This window comes from Bacteroidota bacterium, from assembly GCA_038746285.1.
In the GTDB taxonomy this organism is placed as follows: Bacteria; Bacteroidota; Rhodothermia; order Rhodothermales; family JANQRZ01; genus JANQRZ01.
On record JBCDKT010000047.1, the window covers coordinates 1 to 16726 of the forward strand.

Below are 16726 nucleotides of genomic sequence, written 5' to 3' on the forward strand. Positions count from 1 at the left end.
CCCGGCTCCGGTGAGCGAGACGATGACGAGCTCGGCGGCCACGAACTGCCCGAGCGTGATGTCGCCGCGCGTGACGAGGTAGCCGCCGATGCCGAGCGCGATCCCCACCACGAGTGCCCGGAAGACGGCCGCGCTGGCCAGCTGCCGCCCGAAGATGCGGAAGTGGTCGCCGCGCGTCCGGACGTAGCGCGCCGCGAGGCGGTCGGTGCGGGCGTGGACGTACGAGGTCGCCCCGTTGAGCTTGAAGCTCTGGTGGCAGCGCGAGAGGTCCTCGAGCCAGTGCGCCATGGCGTACTTCGTGCTCGACTCCATGAAGCTCGTGTCCAGCGCGTTGCGCCCGAGGCCCCAGATGAGCACTGGCGTGAAGAGGACGGCGAGCAGCCCGACCACCAGGAAAAAGGGACTGTAGATGCCCAGCAGCACCAGGCTCACCAGCGCCACGAGCGAGTACGACAGCCCATCGATCAGAATCTTGGCGAGGCTCTTCTGCATGGTGATCACGTCGAAGAACCGGTTCATCAGGGCGGGGCCGTACTCGCCCTCCAGCGCCGAGCGCGTCATCATCGGGATGCGGTAGGCGATCTCGAGCCCGGTCGCGGCGAAGAGGCGGCGTTGCAGCACGTCGACCGTGTAGTACTGCAGCATCGTGAAGATGCCGTAGAGCAGCAGCCCCAGCGAGATCGCGGCGCAGAAGATGACGACCTGGTTCGTGAACGTACCCATCGCCACCGCGTCGATGATGCCCTGCGAGGCGAGCGGGATCGTGAGCGAGAAGAGCGCTACCATCACGGCGTACATCGTGACGGTGACGATGTCGCTGCGCTCGTCGCTCAGAAGGCGCAGCAGGCTCTCGAACGTCTCGCGGGCGTTGTCGAGCCGGTCGTGCGGGTCGACGTCGGTGGCGTGGTCGCTGTGGAGCGGCGGGGCGTGGGTGCCGTCGTCGAGGAAGCGCGGGGCCTGGCCCTGCAGGTGGAGCACCTGGATCTCTCCAGGGTAGGCGCGGGCAAGCTCGTCCACGTCGTGGCGCTCCTGGGCACTGGGGCCGAGGTTCTGCACGGTGATGCTCCGCGCGAACGTGTTGACCTCGAGCACGAGGCCGATGTCTCCCTCGGGGAGCAGCACGAGGTCGTCCACCAGGCCTCGGTTGAGCAGCTCGTCCGGGGCGATGTCCTGGTGGACCACCACGAGCCCCTGCGCCCGGGCGAACTCGGCCAGCAGCTCGAACAGTGCAAACGACGAGATCGGCCGCGACTGGAGGAACGTGCGCAGCCGCTCGGGAGCGATCACGCGGTCGGCACGGCGCTGGAGGATGCCGAACGCCTCGATGGCCTGTTCGCGCAGGCCGCGCTGGTCACGCGCGCGGCCGTTGGTGCTCTCGTTCGACCTGCCGGCCTCGGCGGTAGCGTTGTGCGGTGGCTGGGACATGGAGACGGGTACCGTTCTGCTGCGGAGAGCAGCGCCGGCCGGGCGCGGGAGGCTTGCCGGGCGCGGGGGGCTGGCCGAGTAGGTCGGGCATGGAGCCCGGAGGTAGCGGCCCGCGCGCGGGCTGCGACTGTGCCGAGATGGGAGGTGGCTCCGCTCGCCAGCCGGGCGTCGGGGGCAACCCTACCACTGGGACGGGCGAGTCGCCCGTAAGATCCGGGACGTCCGGGTGGGCTACCGGTCCGCGGTGCTTCGAGGGCCGTCGCATCACACGACGAGGCAGCCGCGCTCTTCCTCCCGGATCGGCCCCCAGGATCGGGCAGGACACGAACGTAGCCGCGCGGCCGTCCGTGCTGGGCACGACCTCGCGAAAGCCAGCCCACCCCTGGGTAGCAGCGGGCGTCTCGAGGCCGAACGGGGCGTCCGCCTGGTGGCTCGCGCCCAACCGGCGGCTCGGCACCCCGGCGCTGGTCGGGACCGGTCTGGTGGTCAGGACCCGGGCGCAGGGTCCGACGAGTGCGGCGCACTTTGGCTCGGCCCGCCTCTGCGCGCCGACGCGAGGCGCGAGCGTCCTCAGCTCGTCCGCATGCCAGCGCTGCTGGCGCTTCGTCCCGCTGTCGCGGCCTGCCTGCGGACCCGACGAGCGCCGCCCCTGAAGCCGGAGCCTCGGGGGCAGCGCTGCCGCCGGCGCGGGGGGGCATGCCGTCAGCGCACCAGCGTCACATGGCCGGTCTGCACCGTGGCCCCGGCCGTCAGCCGCCAGACGTAGGGACCGGCGGCGAGGCCGCGCGCGTCGAACGAGGCTTCGTGCCGGCCCGCCGCGTGGAGCCCGTCGGCGAGGACCGCGACCTCGCGCCCGAGCATGTCGTAGACCGCGAGCCGCGCCGGACCGGCTTCGGCGAGGTCGAACTGGAACGTGGTCGAGGCGGCGAACGGGTTCGGGTAGGCCGCGAGCGCTGCCTCGGCTGCACGGGACGCCGGAGCCGTCGCGAAGGCATCGTCCCAGGCGGGGACCGTGAAGGCTGCCGGCGCACCGGCGACCGTGCCCTCCTTCACGATCTCGAAGGAGCGGGCCGCAATCGCCGTCCGCGTGCTGAAGTCGCCGACGTTGAGGTTCACGTCGTAGGTCCCGGCCGGGAGCCCGCCGGGGGCACCAACGGCGAGGCTCCGCGTGACGGAGGCCCCGGCCGGAAGCGTGGCCGAGGCCAGCAGCAGTTCCGCGCCGGCCGGGCCCGAGGCGTCGAGCCAGATGTCGACGGGCAGCGGCGCGCCGCTCAGGTTGCCGAGGGTGCCGGTGAAGGTGACCGCCCCGCCGCCCGCGCCGAGCGTGTCGGGGGACACCGTCGCCGTGAAGGACGCCGGGCCGGTCTCGGCCGTGATCACCGAGCCGACCGAGTTGGTGGTGCTCGCCCAGCCGCCCAGCCCCTGCGGCCGGAAGAAGTTGCCGAGGAACGTACCCACCACCGGCGGCTCGAACTTCCGGTAGCCGACGGCGAAGTCCGTGTTGCGCTCGAGGATCGTCACGGACCACGCCGCGTCGTCGGGCACGGTGACGCCGGGGATGTCGAAGTCTACGAAGAAGACCGTCTCGCTCCCGCTCGGAAGCGGTACGTCCTCGAGGACGGGGCCCTGGTAGAGCAGCGTCCCGGGCTCGCCCGAGGCGGCGACGTCGTAGAGCCGCACCTGGAGGTCGAGCGTGCCGCTGTTGCTGGTGAGCTGCCGGTTGAGGGCGACGCTGACGCTCGTCACCTGGCGCTCGGTCCCGCCGAGCGCGACGGTGTTGGCAAACTCGTTGCCGATGGCCGAGAACGAGGTCGTGCCGACCTCGGTGACGGAGTTGTCGTAGACAACGGCCTGCGCGAGGACGCCGGGCGCGAGGAGCAGCGCGAGGGCCAGGGTCAGGGTGCAGCGAAGGGAGCCATGCATAATCAAGTGGGTTTGATGAATAGGAAAGAAGAACATACCGGCGGGTGCCCACTTCCGCCATGCGCTTTTGGATTATCCTTTCGGTCACCTCGCACCTCAGCCCATGCCTCGCCGTCCGATCCCGGAGACCGACGACGCCCTCCTCGCCGAGTGCGACGTGGAGACGTTCCGCTCCGGCGGGCCGGGCGGGCAGCACGCCAACAAGGTCGAGAGCGCGGTCCGGCTCCGCCACCGGCCGAGCGGCGAGACCGTCACGCGGCGCGACACGCGCAGCCAGCACCGCAACAAGACCCTCGCCCTCAGCGAACTGCGCCGCCGCCTCGAAAAGCTGAACCAGCCCCGGAAGCGCCGCGTGAAGACCAAGCCGACCGCCGCCTCGAAGCGCCGCCGCCTGGAGGCCAAGCGCCGGCGGTCCGAGAAGAAGAAGCACCGCCGCCCGCCCCGCCGCGACGAGATACACCGGGTTCAGATAATCTGGTATCCGTCTCAACCGCTGTAGGGGCGTAGCATGCTACGCCCCACAACGCCGGAGTGCACCGCGCTGTCCATGCGAACGGTCCTATCCCCGCTCGTAGCGGTTCTGGAGCGCCTGCTGCACCTTGTCTACCTTCTTGAAGGTCTCCTTGAGCAGGTTCTGCTGGCTCTTGTGGAGCGCGTTCGGGTCGATCAGGTCGGTCGGGGTGACGCCCGTCTCGGCGGCCTGCATCTGGGCGCGGAGGTGCATGTCCGAGAGCGTGGCGAAGGCCCCGAGCAGAACCTTCTGCTCGCGCTCCAGGTCCGGCAGCGCCTCGCGGAGGTGGCGAAGCCGCCGGAAGGTGTTGGTGCTCCGCAGGTGGCCGGTCTCGAGCGCGAGCGTGCGGACCATGTCCACGATCGGGTCGAGGCCGCGCTCGCGGAGGTTGAGGCCCTCGGCCCCTTCGTCCTGCTCCAGTTCGAAGCGGCCGAAGAACGAGATCGGCGGGCGGTTCTTGGTCGCCCCGCGCATCAGGATCGCCAGGAGGCGGCGGCTGTTCTCGAGGCGGGCGCGGATGGCCTTGAGAAGCTGGTCCACGAGACCGTCGTCGCCGTAGAGCCCGCGCACGTCGAAGCAGAGCGCCGAGCGGAGCGACGCCGCTGTGTCGGCTCCGGCGACCCACTGGTCGTAGGCCGCGACCCACTGGCTGAGCGGCTGCCGGAACGGCTCCTCGGAGGCGAGGATGCCCTCGTCGCTCGGCCGGATGCCGACGTCGCCGAGGGCTGCTACGGCGCGCTCGGCGAGGAACGCGAACCACTGGGCCGCGCGCTCGGCTTCGCCCTCGTCTGCGGGGTCGGCGTAGACGAGGCCGTTGGACTGGCTCGTGAAGAGGGCGGCCTCGCGCCGGCCGGGCGCGCCGAAGGCGAGCCACGCCCACGGCAGGTCCACGGCGAGGTCCGGCTGGTCGGCGCGCGCCTGCTCCTCGACGAGGTGGAGGAGCCGGGCCTTGAGCTGGTCGTCCATCTCGGCGACGACGGCCAGGAGCGACTCGCTCTGCACGCCCTGCTGGTAGAGCCGGAAAAGCCGGCGCGTGGACTCGCTGCGGATCTGGGCCAGCTCCTTGACGCTCCGCGCCTTCTCCAGGCGCTCGACCGTCGCCACGGGATCGAGGCCGCGGAAGTGCGCGATGTCCTCGGCCGTCACCACGCCGAGGATCGGCTTGGCCTGGGGGTCGCTGCCGGTGATCACGACGCGGCGGATGCGGTACTCCATCATCACCCGGACGGCGTCGAAGAGGCGGTCGGAGCCGGAGAGCGCCACCGGCGGCCGCTCGACGAGGTCCATCACGGGCGTCGAGAGCGGGCTCCCGGTGGCGACGACTCCGTTGACGATGTCGCCCTCGGTGATGAGACCCATCGCGCTACCGTCCTGGACGACGAGGACCGTGTCGTCCGCGTGCTCCCGCATCAGCCCGGCGGCCTCCTGCACAGTCGCGTCCGGCGTGCAGGTGAGCGCGTCGCGGTAGACCACGTTCGCCAGGCTCGTCTCGAAGAGGAGGAACGCGCCCGAGGCGTCCATCTCGGTGTCGAGCGTGCGGACGTACTGCTTGAGGTCCTCGTCGAAGTGCGCCGCGAAGGCCGGGTCGTCCTTGTAGAGCGCGTTGAACGTCTCCGCTGAGACCAGCGCGCAAACGGTTGTCTCGACGGCTTTGGCCTCGTACGGGAGGATGCCGCCCTGGAGCAGGCCGTAGGACCCGAAGATCGACCCCTCGCCGACCATGTTGATGAGCTTGCCCTGGTCCTCGTCGAAGAGCCGGACGAGGCCGGACTCGACGATGTAGAGCGCCCGGTGGATGTCGGTCCCCTGCTGGAGAATGACCTCGCCCGGCTCGTAGATCTCCAAGTTGGTCATGAGTTGCTGCCGCTCCTCCTTCGAGAGATGATCGAAGGGAGGCGTGCGCTCAAGGAGGGCCGCGAGGCGTTCGGTGATAGAACTCATGGGCAGGCCGACATGGAGGATGAGCGAGAGGGGACGAGAAAAATACGGTGGACGGTGAGACGGTGGACGGTGAGACGGTTCCCGTTCATCCGTCTAGTCCGTCGGCGCTGGGGTTGACGAGGTGTCGGGCGCGGCGGCGTCGGTGGTGTCGCCGGCGAGGACGAGCGGCGTGTCGGGCGGGAGGAGGCGGATGCTGTCGATGCGGTAGCCGCGGCCTCGGTCGGCGAGGTGGAAGCGGATCTTGTCGCCTTCGCTCAGGCTGTCCAGGCGCACGGCGTCCTCGACGCGGAACGGCATCTGCATAGCGTCCATGAAGCCGGGGATCTCCTCGTGGCTGATGACCGCCACAGTGCCGTCGTAGGCCGGGCCGAGGTAGAGCCCGCGCACGGTGAACGACGCGCGCGGCGCGGCCGGGGAGTCGGGTTCGGCGCAGCCGGTCAGCAGCGCGGGGGCGAGCAGGAACAGAGCGAGCAGACGCATGGGGCGGCAGGGTCGGGTAGGCAAGCTACGCCTCCGACTGGTCGAGCGTTCGGAACGGCGGAATGGTGCCGAGAAAGTGGAACGTTCCGGCCGCGCGGTCCACGGTCCAGCAGTAGTGCTCGCGCCCGTTGGTGACGGCGAGGTGCGGCGCAAGCGTGACCGTGTTGTAGCGCGAGACCTGGTCGAAGACGGCCTGGGTCAGCTTCACCGCCGGGGCCTTGCACTCGGCGATGAGAAGCGGGCGCTGCTGCCGGTCGTAGGCCACGACGTCGGCCCGGCGCGGCCCGCCAGCGGCCTCGATCTGCTTCTCGACCGCCAGCAGCCCGGCGGGGTAGCCGAGCCGCTCGGTGAGCAGGCGGACGAGGTGCTGCCGGACCCACTCCTCGGGCGTCAGCCGGACGTACTTCCGCCGCACGGCGTCCAGGATGACGCGCCGCCCGCCCTGCTGGCGCACGTCGAACGGGCCGGTCGGGGGAAAGTTGAGAGGCTCCACGGTGAGGACGCGCTGCGAGCGGTTGGGCTGGGCGTGGGGGGAATGGAGAGTAGGCGATGGCAGCGATGGGTGAGGCATGACTGCGTCGTCGCGCGTTGCGTCCGTCGTAGGGGCGATCCTGTGTGATCGCCCCCCGCGTGATCGCCCACCACGGGAGTGGCACACAACGCCCGGTTTCACCGGGTCGGCGCCGCGGCCTGCCGTTTCAGGGCGCGGAGCGCGCCGCACCACCAGTCGGCGTCGCGGGTGAGCTGGTGGATCGTCACGTCGGCGAAGTGGGGGACGAGCGAGACGAGCACCGGCGGCACCTCGGCCCAGTGGTCCGCCAGCACGAGGGCTGCGAGGGTGCGGGCGGCGGTCCGGCTCCAGCGCCATTTTTCTCGGAGGGCCTCGGCCTTCTTCCAGTAGTTGCGGTCGTCCCACGCGTGGGCGCTCTCGTCGATCGTGTCGTAGATGCCGCGTAGGTGGAGGACGAGGAACGCCGCCAGGTCCTTCGCCTCGGCATCGAAGCGGCCCGAGGCCAGGCTCTCGTGCTGGGCGAGGAGGCGGAGGGCTTCGGCGCAGGAGCGGATGTGAGCGCGGCGCTGCTTGGCGGGTGTCTGGCCGGTGTTCGTGATGCGGCCCATCGCGGAGAGCGGGTGGAGAGCGGAAACGGTTGGGCGAAGCGGAGGATGCGAGCGCCAGGAGGGTGGGCGTCGCCGCTCAGCCGTCCAGCACCGCGATGCGGACGCGGCGGTTCTGGCGGCGGCCCTCCGCGGTCCCGTTGTCGGCCACTGGGTGGTGCTCGGCTAGGCCGACGGCTTCGAGCATCGTCCCGTCGAAGCCGTGCGTCTGCTGGAAGTGGACGGCGACGGCGCTCGCCCGGGCGGTCGAGAGGTCCCAGTTGGACGGGAAGCGGGCCGTGCGGATCGGCTGGCTGTCGGAGTGCCCCTCGATGCGGACGAGGCGACCGGGGAACTCCGTCCGGAGCCGCGCGGCGACGTCGGCGAGGCGGTCGGTGCCAGCCCGCGTGAGACGGGCCCCGCCGGAGCCGAAGAGGTCGCGCGCTTCCAGGACCGCCACCGTCTCGCCCCGGTCGGTGCCGCCACCGGCCCGGGCCGCCGCGTCCATCGCCTCGCGGAGCTGGCGGTCCATCGAGAGGTTCTCGGCTTCGAGCCGGTCGATCTCGGCGCGGGCGGCGTCGAGGTCGGCGCGCATCGCGGTGACCGTACCCTCCTGCTCGGCGACGCGGCCGCCGGAGCAGGCACTCAGCGCGAGGAGCAGGAGCAGGCAAGCGGCGGGAGCGGGAGGCGAGTGCATAGCGAAACCAGGTGAGGGGACACTCGGGTAAGCTACGCCTGCACGTCCGAAGGCGCGTGGCCGTAGCGCTCGTAGAGTTCCGCGATGCCTGCGGCCTCGCCGATCAGCGTGACCTGGTCGCCCGCCTCCAGGACGGTCGCGCCGCCCGGGACGAGCAGTCGCCCGCGGCGGCGCACGAGCGCGACGAGCGTCCCGGCCGGGAGCCGGACCTCGCGCAGCGCCTTGCCGATGAGCGGGGCCGCGTCGGTGCCCGCGCGGAGGCGGAGCGAGAGGTAGCGCTCGTTGTGGAGGAGCGTCTCCTTGAGCTTCTGCTCGTCGGGTGCGGCGAGCCACTCGTCCATGAACTGCTCCTCGTCGATCCGCCCGGCGAGGCCGGCGAGGATGCGGAGGTGGGCGCTCGTGCTGTCCTCCGGGCTGACGAGGAAGAAGATGGCGTAGACCGGCTCCGTGCGGTCGCCGTCCTCGAGCGACGTGTCGAGCGTGATCCCGGCGCGGCAGCGGACGAAGACGGCCTCGGCCTCGCCGAGGTCGGGGAGGCGCTGGTGCGGGAGTGCCGCCCCGTGCGCCACCGGCGTCGACCCGTAGCTGGAGGCGTCGATGAAGCCCTGCTCGAGCTGCTCCACCGGCACCCCGATCCGGTCCGAGAGCACCGCCGAGGTGCGGGCGATGAGGTCGGCGTAGGGCACGGCCTCCTCCAGGTCGATCACGGCAGCGCGCGTCACGAGGCTCTCGAACGGGGCCTCGTCCGGCATCCCCTTCTCCTTCAGGATCGCCCGCAGCTCGGAGTCGAGGCCGTCGTAGCGCCGCCGCCCGAGACGCTCGAAGAGGTGGTAGATCGCCCCCTCGCGCTCGACGGCCGGGTTCGGGAAGGCGTAGCGGCGGTACCACCACGCCCCGCCGGCGATCATCACGACGGCCGCCGACCACGCGATCGGGCCGAGCTGCGCCACGAGGACGATGGGGACCAGGATGCCCGCGACCTGCATCCAGGGGTAGAGCGGGCTGCGGTAGCCGGGGACGTAGCTCGGAATGCGGCTCTCGCGCATCACGATGACGGCCACGTTGAGGAGCCCGAAGAGCAGGAGCTGAAACGCGCTTGCGAGCTTCGCAATCGCCTCCACGTCGAACGCCACGATCGCGAGGATCATCAGCCCGGCCGTCACGAGGATGGCCGGGACCGGCGTCCCGAAGCGCCCGATGGCCCCCAGGCGCGGCGAGACGAGGCGGTCGCGCGCCATCGCCAGGGGGTAGCGGCTGGCCGAGAGGATGCCCGCGTTGCCCGTCGAGGCGAAGGCCGCAATCGCCGCCGCGACGATGAGCAGCAGGCCCCACGGCTCCGGCAGCCAGTCGAAGAACGCCTCCGCCGCCGTCGCCACCGGCGTGAGGTCGCTCCTGAGCTCGTCCGCGTCGAGGACGGCGATCATGATGAAGACGCCGACGCAGTAGATCGCCGTCGCGGTGAAGAGCGAGAGGAACATCCCGAGCGGGAGGTTGCGGTCCGGGTCCTGCACCTCCTCGGCGACCGAGGCCACCTTCGTCAGCCCGGCGTAGGAGACGAACACGAGGCCGATGGCCGGCAGGATGCTGTCCCACCCGAACGGCAGCAGCGGCGTAAACTGCCGCTCGATCTCGCCCTCGGGCAGCCCGACGATCTCGACGATTCCCTGTACAACGAAGAACGCGAGCACCCCGACGAGGACCGTCACCAGGACCCGTTGCAACCCGCTCGTCTCCTTCGCCCCGACGATGTTGAGCGCTGCGAACGCGACCGTGAGGGCGGCCGCCAGCGGCCGGATCGGGATGTCGAAGAAGAAGACGAGGTACGCCCCCATCCCGACGAGCGCGAACGCGCTCTTGAGGACCAGTGCCAGCCACGTCCCGATCCCCCCGATGGTCCCTGCGAGCGGCCCGAGGCTGCGGTCGAGGAAGTAGTACGCCCCGCCGGCCTTCGGCATCGCGGTCGACAACTCGGCCGCCGAGAACATGGCCGGGAGGATGAAGACGCCCGCGAGGAGGTACGCGAGGACCGTCGCCGGGCCCGCCTTCGCGGTGGCGAGGCCGGGCAGGAGGAAGAAGCCGGAGGAGAACATCGCGCCCGTCGAGATCGCGTAGACGTCGAAGAGCGTGAGGTTCTTTTTGAGCCGGGTGGGAGTCTCGGGCACGGGGTGAGGAGCGGCCGGGAAAGAGCGGGCGGAAGATACGCTGCGCTCCCCTTCCGGTCGCGGCGGCCTCAGCTTCGGAGTTCGCCCACAAGGTCCACGTACTGCTGCATCGCGTCGGGGCGCTCGGTGCCTTCGAGGTCGGCCCAGGCGTCGTACTTGGCGCGGCCCGCGAAGTCGGCGAAGCCGGGGCGCTTGCCGCTCACGTCGCCCGCCGTGCCCTGCTTGTAGAGGGCGTAGAGCCGGAGCAGCGTCGCGTTGTCGGGGCGCTCGTCGAGGTCCTGCACGGCCTCGGCCGCCGCGGCGAATTGGGTGTCGAGATCAGCCATTGGATCATGGGTCAGCGGTAGGACAAGTCGCCGCGGACGGCGGCGAGGATCTTGGCGGTGCGGACGAGCACCCGCCGGGCACCGGGGCGCGACGCGTCGACCGTCGCCGTCAGCACGGCGTCGCCCTCGGTGATGGCGGGCCGCTCGGCCCCGGCGCGCAGGGCCTCGGGGTCGACCTGCTCGCGCGAGGCGTCCTCGCCGACACCACCTCGGGCGAGGTCGGGGACACCGTAGTCGGGGTCGGCGAGACCGGATGCCAGGCCGTCGGGGTCGGAACCGAGCGGCTCGACGCGGAGCGTGACGAGGATCGCCGTGCTGTCGGCGCGCGTCCCGTCGGGCCGGACCATCACGACGAGGCCCTCCTCCATCGGCGTGAGCGGTTCCCAGCCCGCGCGGACGAAGGCGGCGACGCCGTGGGCGTAGAGGGTGCTCGCCGGGAGCGAACTCGTCAGGACGACCGTGTCGAAGGTCTCGGGCGGCGGCGGGATCGGGGTGGTCCCGCAACCGGCGGCGACGAGGAGGGCGAGCAGCGGCAGGGCGCGCATGAGCCTGGAGGTGAGAGAAGTAGCAGAATATAGCTCCCGGCGGCGCGCCGGGCTACTCGTCCCTCAGCCAGAAACGCTGAGGGAGCCGCACCGGCACCAGTGGGCGGTGGTCTCGTATCATCCTTGTTTTCTCACCTCTCGCCCCACCCTCCATGATCGCCCTCGACCGCCAGCACATCACCCCGTTCCTCGACGACTCCGCCCGCGCCGACCTCCAGCCCCGCGTGCTCGACGCCCACCGAAAGGTGCTCAGCGGCACCGGCGTGGGCAGCGACATGCTCGGCTGGCGTGACCTGCTGCTCTCCGATCCGCCACCGCTCGACGCCATCGAGGAGGTCGCCGAGGAGGTCCGCGAGCGGGCCGACGTGCTGGTCTGCATCGGGATCGGCGGGTCGTACCTCGGCGCGAAGGCCGTGACCGAGGCGCTGACCCCGGCGTTCAGCGACGACACCCTGGAGATCGTCTTCGCCGGGCACCACCTCTCGCCGGGGTACCACGAGGCGCTGCTCGGCTATCTCGACGGCAAGAGCGTCTACGCCAACGTCATCTCGAAGAGCGGGAGCACGCTCGAGCCGTCGCTCGCCTTCCGGTTCGTCCGCCGGTTCCTCGAAGAGCACTTCGACGACGCCAGCGAGCGGATCGTCGTCACGACCGGCCCGACGGGCGGCCTCCTCAACCCGCTCCGCGACGCGAAGGGCTACCGCAAGTTCGTCCTCCCCGACGGCATCGGCGGGCGCTTCTCGGTCCTCACCCCCGTCGGCCTCCTCCCGATTGCCGCCGCCGGGCATGACGTGCGGGCGCTCTTCGACGGCGCCTCGGACGAGTTGAAGCGGCTCGAAGGCACCGACGGCAACCCCGCGCTGGACTACGCCGCCGACCGCTACCTCCTCCACGAGCAGGGCTACAAGACCGAACTCCTCGCTGTCTTCGAGCCACGGCTTGCGGGCGTCGGCGGGTGGTGGCAGCAGCTCTTCGGCGAGAGCGAGGGCAAGGACCACAAGGGCCTGTTCCCGTCGGTGGCGCAGTACACCTCCGACCTCCACTCGCTCGGTCAGTACGTGCAGCAGGGCCAGCGCTCGCTCGTCGAGAGCTTCCTCTGGGCGCGCGACGCGGGCGGCGGCCCGACGGTCAGCGAGGAGGACGGCAACCCGGACGAACTGAACTACCTCGCCGGCAAGACCTACGCCGAGGTCAACCGCAGCGCCTACGAGGCCACGGCCGCCGCCCACGCCGAGGGCGGCGTCCCGAACTGGACCGTCACCATACCCGGCCTCGACGCCCGGTCGGTCGGCGCGCTGCTCGCGTTCTACGAGCACGCGGTCGCGGTCGGCGGCTACCTGCTCGGCATCAACCCGTTCGACCAGCCCGGCGTGGAGACCTACAAGCAGAAGATGTTCAGTCTCCTCGGCCGCCCGGACTGAGGCTCGCTTCGCAACAAAGCCCCTCGGAGACGGTTGCAGAGCAGAACCCGACTTCAGCTCGCTATGCCGCGCACCTACGAAGGCACCCTCACCGGCGACCGGATCGACTGGCACCGCGACGCCCCGCCGGAGCGCGGCCCCCTGCCGGTCCGCGTCACCGTGCTCGGCGACGAGCAGAGCGCTGCCGAGCGCGGACAGCGCATGGCTGGTGCTCTCCGCCGCCTCGCGGCGAGCGAAGCGTTCCGGGAAATCGAGGACCCCGCTGCGTGGCAGCGCGACATCCGCACCGACCGTCCCCTCCCCGGACGTGAAGGCTGACCGTGTACCTGCTCGACAGCAACCTAATTATCTACGCCGGGCAGGCCGAGCACGAGCCGCTACGCCAATTCATCGAGGCCGAGACCCCACTCGTGTCGGAGGTCAGCAGGCTCGAAGCGCTCGGTTACCACAAGTTGGGTGGGGCCGAGCGTGGGTTCCTGGAAGCGTTCTTCGATGCTGCCGTCGTGCTTCCGATATCGCGGGCCATCGTGGACCGGGCGATTGAACTGCGGCAGCAGCGAACGCTCTCGCTCGGCGATGCATTCATCGGCGCGACGGCGCTGGAGCACGGGCTGACCCTCGCTACGCGTAACGTGAAGGACTTCGCGTGGATCGCCGGCCTGCAGGTGACGGACCCACTCGCCTCTTGACGTGAGGCGTTCGCCTAGCCCGGCGGGGCGACCTGTAAGCAAAAGACGTTCAGCCTCCTTGGCCGGCCGGGCTGAGGATGGGAGTGGGGGGCGTATCATCCGGCTTCACCCCCCACGCCCATGAGTCACCCAACCCCCTTGCGCGCGACGCTTGCCGGTCCGCTCCGGGGCGTCGCACCGGCGAAGGTGGTGCTGCTCGGCTACCTCGCCTGCGTGGTCGCCGGGTGGGCGCTGCTGGCGCTGCCGTGGGCGCACGCCGTCCCCGGCACGGCGGCGCTCGACCACCTCTTCACCGCCACGAGCGCGGTCTCGACGACCGGCCTCGCCACGGTCCCCCCGAGCGAGACCTACGCGCTCTTCGGCGAACTCGTGATCCTGCTGCTGATCCAGCTCGGCGGGGTCGGGTACATGACGGTCGGCTCGTTCATCGTGCTGGCCAGCGGCAAGCCCCTCTCGGCCGAGAGCGAGGAGCTGATCGAGCACGACTTCTCCGTCCCCGAGGAGTTCTCGGTCAGCCAGTTCGTGCGCGGGGTGGTCGTCTTCACGCTCGCCTGCGAGACGCTCGGGGCGCTGGCACTCTGGGCGCTCTTCGCGCAGGCCGGCGTGCCGGAGGCCGGGTACCAGGCCGTCTTCCACGCCGTCAGCGCCTTCTCCACGGCCGGGTTCAGCCTGTTCGACACGAGCCTCGAAGCGTTCGCGGGCAACGTCGGCGTCAACGCCGTCGTGGCGATCCTGGCCTACCTCGGAGCCATCGGCTTCATCGTGGCCGTCGACGTGTGGCGCGTCGGCGTCCGGCACCGCGAGCGGCTGACGTTTACGAGCCGGATCATCCTGCGCCTGACGCTCCTGCTGACGGTTGTGGGGACGGCGGGCCTCTTCCTGACCGAGCAGAGCGTGCTCTCCGGCGGCACGGGCCTGCGCCTGATGGAGTCGCTGTTCCAGACGATGGCGGCGATGACGACGGTCGGGTTCAGCACGGTCCCCATCGGGGCGCTCTCGCAGGGGGCGATGATGGTCGTGCTGCTCCTGATGATCGTCGGAGCGTCACCGTCGGGGACGGGCGGCGGGGTGAAAACGACGACGCTTGCGGCGGTCTACGCGGTGATGCGGAGCGTGCTCAGCGGGCAGCGGGCGGTCACGGTCTGGCACCGCCGCCTCCCGATCCGGCGGTTCACCGAGGCCACGGCGTCGTTCGCGTTCTACATGGTCATGCTGGCGAGCGGCGTCTTCGTGCTCACCCTGACCGAGACCGCCACGTTCGACCAGATCGTCTTCGAGACGGCGAGCGCGCTCAGCACCGTCGGCCTCTCGCTGGGGATCACGGGCGACCTCAGCGCGGCAGGCAAGCTCTTGGTCGTGGTGCTGATGTTCGCCGGGCGGCTCGGGGCGCTCACCTTCGGCTCGGCGCTCTTCCTGCACCACGACGACGAGGAGGACGGGCCGGAAGAGGACGTCGTCGTCTGACGCTCATTCGCCCTGCCCTTCGCGGCGGCGGTACCACGCCATGAGCGGCGTGACCGAGAGGCCGTGGAGGACGACGCTCGCGGTGATGGTCGTGAGGACGAGGCCGAGGAGGGTCTCGGCGAAGCCGTCGTAGAGGCCGTGGGTCTCGGCGAACATGAGGTAGTAGACCGAGCCGATCCCCCGCATCCCGAACCACCCGACGAGCCCTCGCTGCACCGCCGACACGTCGCTGCCGAAGAGGCCGAGCGCGACGGCGGCGGGGCGCACGCCGAAGAACAGGAGGGCGGCGAACAGGGCCGCCTCCCACGTCCACGCGGCGTAGGTCAGGAGCGACCCCACGAGGACGACGAGCGTCACGGCCCCCATCCGCTCGAACAGTTCGGCGAACCCGAGGACGGCCGAGGCCATGTAGGCCGGGGCCGTCTCGGGGCTCGTCGCCACCTCGGCGTCCTCGCCTTCGCCGGCGAGCGCCTCGACCTCCTTCGCCGGGTCGGTCTCGTCCTCGGCGTGGCGGCGCTCCTCGAAGCGGAGCGCGAGGCCCGCAGCGAAGACGGCGAGGAAAGCGTACGTGCTGACGAGGAGCGCGAGGCCGTAGCTCAGCGCGACGAGGCAGAGCGCGAGGAAGTCGTCCGTCCCGACGGCCTCTTCGTGCTCGCGCCGAAGGTAGACCACGAGCCGCCCCGTCGCCACGCCGAGCGCGGCCCCGACGCTGAGGCCGCCGGCGACGGCCCACAGCACGTCGAGCGCGAGCCAGCGCGAGCCCCAGGCGCCGAGTTCGTGGAGCCCGAGGAGGCCGAGGCCGAGCATCACGAAGGGGAACGCCGCGCCGTCGTTCAGCCCGGCCTCGCCGGTGAGGCTGAACCGCAGCCGGTCGCGGTCGGTCGGCTCGTCCACCTGCACGTCGGCCGCGAGGACGGGGTCGGTCGGGGCGAGGACGGCCCCGAGGAGGACGGCGGCCCCGACGGGCAGGCCGAGGACGAAGACGCCGACCGCGGCGACGAGGCCGACGGTCGCCGACATCGAGACCGTGGCGAGGCGGAGCGGGAGCCGCCACCGCCCGTCCGAGAGCGGGGTCCTAAGCTTCAGCCCGGCCGCGAAGAGCGACAGCGTGACGGCGACCTCGGAGAGTACCTCCAGCGCCTTCGCGTCCTCCAGCGGGTCCACGGCGAGCAGCCCCAGCCCGAGCGGCCCGATGCCGACGCCGACGAGGAGGTAGAGCTGCGCCGCCGAGACCGGCAGCCGCCGCAGCTTCGTCGAGGCCAGCGCCATCAGGGTTAGCAGCAGCCCGGCGACCAGGAACCAGAGGGCGAAGTACACAGGTTTTTGGAGACGAGGGGCGTGGAGCGAGAGGAGAGAAAGGAAGGTCCGGCAAGCAGCACAGCGGGAAAGCTACGGCAGCCTCGGCGCTCCGCACCGGTCTCGGCGGGGCGACTCCACGAGGTCGCCTGGCCAGGGAGACCGCCTGCGACGGCCGGCTAGACTCGTCCCTGGCTCGCACTCCAACAGGTCAAGTTCAGGGGTTGATGTGTATCTGGGAAAACCTTTGTCCTTTCAGTCTCTCGCGCCTACACCCAAACTGCGCCGGCTCAGCGCAACACCGTCGTATCTTCCACGTTGGTCGCTCCGACGCCGCCGCGCCTCCATGTCCCCGATCCGCTTCCTCAACGCAGCCCTCACGCTCGCCGTCTTCTTCGGTGCCGGGTGGGTCGTGCCTGCGCTGCACCAGGCGACGCACGGGACCGAGCACACGCACACCCTCCACGCCGCTGCGCCGGCCGGCCACGTCCACGCCGACGGTGCCAGCCTCACGGTCCCGCCCAGCGGCCTCGACGACCCGGACGACCTCTGCGCGCTCTGCCTGCCAGCACCGACGGTGACCGCCGCCGCCGGCGCGGTGCCGTCGCCTCGCGTCGCTGCCCAGTCGTTCGCCCTGCTGCATGCGGGCGAGGCGGCCGCTCCGGCGCGAGCGTTTCGCCCTATTCGTGGTCCCCCGGCTGTCGCCTAGCGGAGCCGACCGGCTCTGCCCGCGAGCACGTCCCGCTCGTCC

17 protein-coding genes are annotated in these 16726 nt (G+C 71.0%); 6 read left to right on the forward strand and 11 right to left on the reverse strand.

The window, feature by feature from the left end; genetic code table 11:
- Nucleotides 1–1425: ABC transporter ATP-binding protein (locus AAGI91_13705; protein MEM1043668.1), on the reverse strand; the 1425-nt coding region annotated here is incomplete at its 3' end.
- Between the two features lie 702 nt (nt 1426–2127).
- Nucleotides 2128–3348: a T9SS type A sorting domain-containing protein gene (locus AAGI91_13710; protein MEM1043669.1), complete on the reverse strand. Its 1221-nt coding sequence runs from the start codon at nt 3346–3348 to the stop codon at nt 2128–2130.
- Nucleotides 3349–3451: 103 nt separating this feature from the next.
- Between AAGI91_13710 and AAGI91_13715 the strand changes: the two genes are divergently transcribed.
- The gene (locus tag AAGI91_13715) at nt 3452–3847 is read left to right on the forward strand and encodes a peptide chain release factor-like protein (GenBank protein MEM1043670.1); all 396 of its coding nucleotides are present in this window, start codon (nt 3452–3454) and stop codon (nt 3845–3847) included.
- 60 nt (nt 3848–3907) lie between these two features.
- Here AAGI91_13715 and AAGI91_13720 read toward each other — a convergent pair whose 3' ends face one another.
- The 8 genes from AAGI91_13720 to AAGI91_13755 form a co-directional block, all read right to left on the reverse strand.
- A complete protein-coding gene (locus tag AAGI91_13720) occupies nt 3908–5800 on the reverse strand; it encodes a putative nucleotidyltransferase substrate binding domain-containing protein (GenBank protein ID MEM1043671.1) in 1893 nt (630 codons plus the stop codon).
- Nucleotides 5801–5893: 93 nt separating this feature from the next.
- Nucleotides 5894–6280, reverse strand: coding sequence for a copper-binding protein (locus AAGI91_13725; protein MEM1043672.1), 387 nt, complete (start codon nt 6278–6280; stop codon nt 5894–5896).
- A 25-nt stretch (nt 6281–6305) separates the two neighbouring features.
- Nucleotides 6306–6773 (reverse strand): type I restriction enzyme HsdR N-terminal domain-containing protein, encoded by a 468-nt coding sequence (locus AAGI91_13730; GenBank protein MEM1043673.1) that lies wholly within the window; start codon nt 6771–6773, stop codon nt 6306–6308.
- A gap of 176 nt (nt 6774–6949) precedes the next feature.
- Complete coding sequence (locus AAGI91_13735; GenBank protein MEM1043674.1) at nt 6950–7399, reverse strand: hypothetical protein; 450 nt, start codon at nt 7397–7399, stop codon at nt 6950–6952.
- Between the two features lie 76 nt (nt 7400–7475).
- Nucleotides 7476–8072, reverse strand: a complete 597-nt coding sequence (locus AAGI91_13740; GenBank protein MEM1043675.1) for an OmpA family protein — start codon at nt 8070–8072, stop codon at nt 7476–7478.
- 32 nt (nt 8073–8104) lie between these two features.
- Nucleotides 8105–10234, reverse strand: a complete 2130-nt coding sequence (locus AAGI91_13745; GenBank protein ID MEM1043676.1) for an amino acid permease — start codon at nt 10232–10234, stop codon at nt 8105–8107.
- Nucleotides 10235–10302: 68 nt separating this feature from the next.
- Nucleotides 10303–10560 (reverse strand): acyl-CoA-binding protein, encoded by a 258-nt coding sequence (locus AAGI91_13750; GenBank protein ID MEM1043677.1) that lies wholly within the window; start codon nt 10558–10560, stop codon nt 10303–10305.
- An 11-nt stretch (nt 10561–10571) separates the two neighbouring features.
- Nucleotides 10572–11105 carry a hypothetical protein gene (locus AAGI91_13755; GenBank protein ID MEM1043678.1) on the reverse strand — a complete coding sequence of 178 codons (534 nt, stop codon included), beginning with the start codon at nt 11103–11105 and terminating at the stop codon, nt 10572–10574.
- A 152-nt stretch (nt 11106–11257) separates the two neighbouring features.
- Here AAGI91_13755 and AAGI91_13760 point away from each other — a divergent pair, with 152 nt between their 5' ends.
- The 4 genes from AAGI91_13760 to AAGI91_13775 all read left to right on the forward strand — a co-directional run bounded on the left by AAGI91_13760 (nt 11258) and on the right by AAGI91_13775 (nt 14679).
- Nucleotides 11258–12526: a glucose-6-phosphate isomerase gene (locus AAGI91_13760; protein ID MEM1043679.1), complete on the forward strand. Its 1269-nt coding sequence runs from the start codon at nt 11258–11260 to the stop codon at nt 12524–12526.
- Nucleotides 12527–12589: 63 nt separating this feature from the next.
- On the forward strand, nt 12590–12844 hold the full coding sequence (locus AAGI91_13765) for a hypothetical protein (protein ID MEM1043680.1): 255 nt from the start codon (nt 12590–12592) through the stop codon (nt 12842–12844).
- 2 nt (nt 12845–12846) lie between these two features.
- Complete coding sequence (locus tag AAGI91_13770; protein MEM1043681.1) at nt 12847–13215, forward strand: type II toxin-antitoxin system VapC family toxin; 369 nt, start codon at nt 12847–12849, stop codon at nt 13213–13215.
- Nucleotides 13216–13335: 120 nt separating this feature from the next.
- Entirely contained in the window at nt 13336–14679 is a 1344-nt protein-coding gene (locus AAGI91_13775) for a potassium transporter TrkG (GenBank protein MEM1043682.1), read from the forward strand.
- 3 nt (nt 14680–14682) lie between these two features.
- On the opposite strand, the gene AAGI91_13780 is transcribed toward AAGI91_13775, so the two are convergent.
- Nucleotides 14683–15996, reverse strand: coding sequence for a cation:proton antiporter (locus AAGI91_13780; protein ID MEM1043683.1), 1314 nt, complete (start codon nt 15994–15996; stop codon nt 14683–14685).
- A gap of 325 nt (nt 15997–16321) precedes the next feature.
- Here AAGI91_13780 and AAGI91_13785 point away from each other — a divergent pair, with 325 nt between their 5' ends.
- Nucleotides 16322–16684 carry a hypothetical protein gene (locus tag AAGI91_13785; GenBank protein MEM1043684.1) on the forward strand — a complete coding sequence of 121 codons (363 nt, stop codon included), beginning with the start codon at nt 16322–16324 and terminating at the stop codon, nt 16682–16684.
- Nucleotides 16685–16726 lie beyond the last annotated feature (42 nt).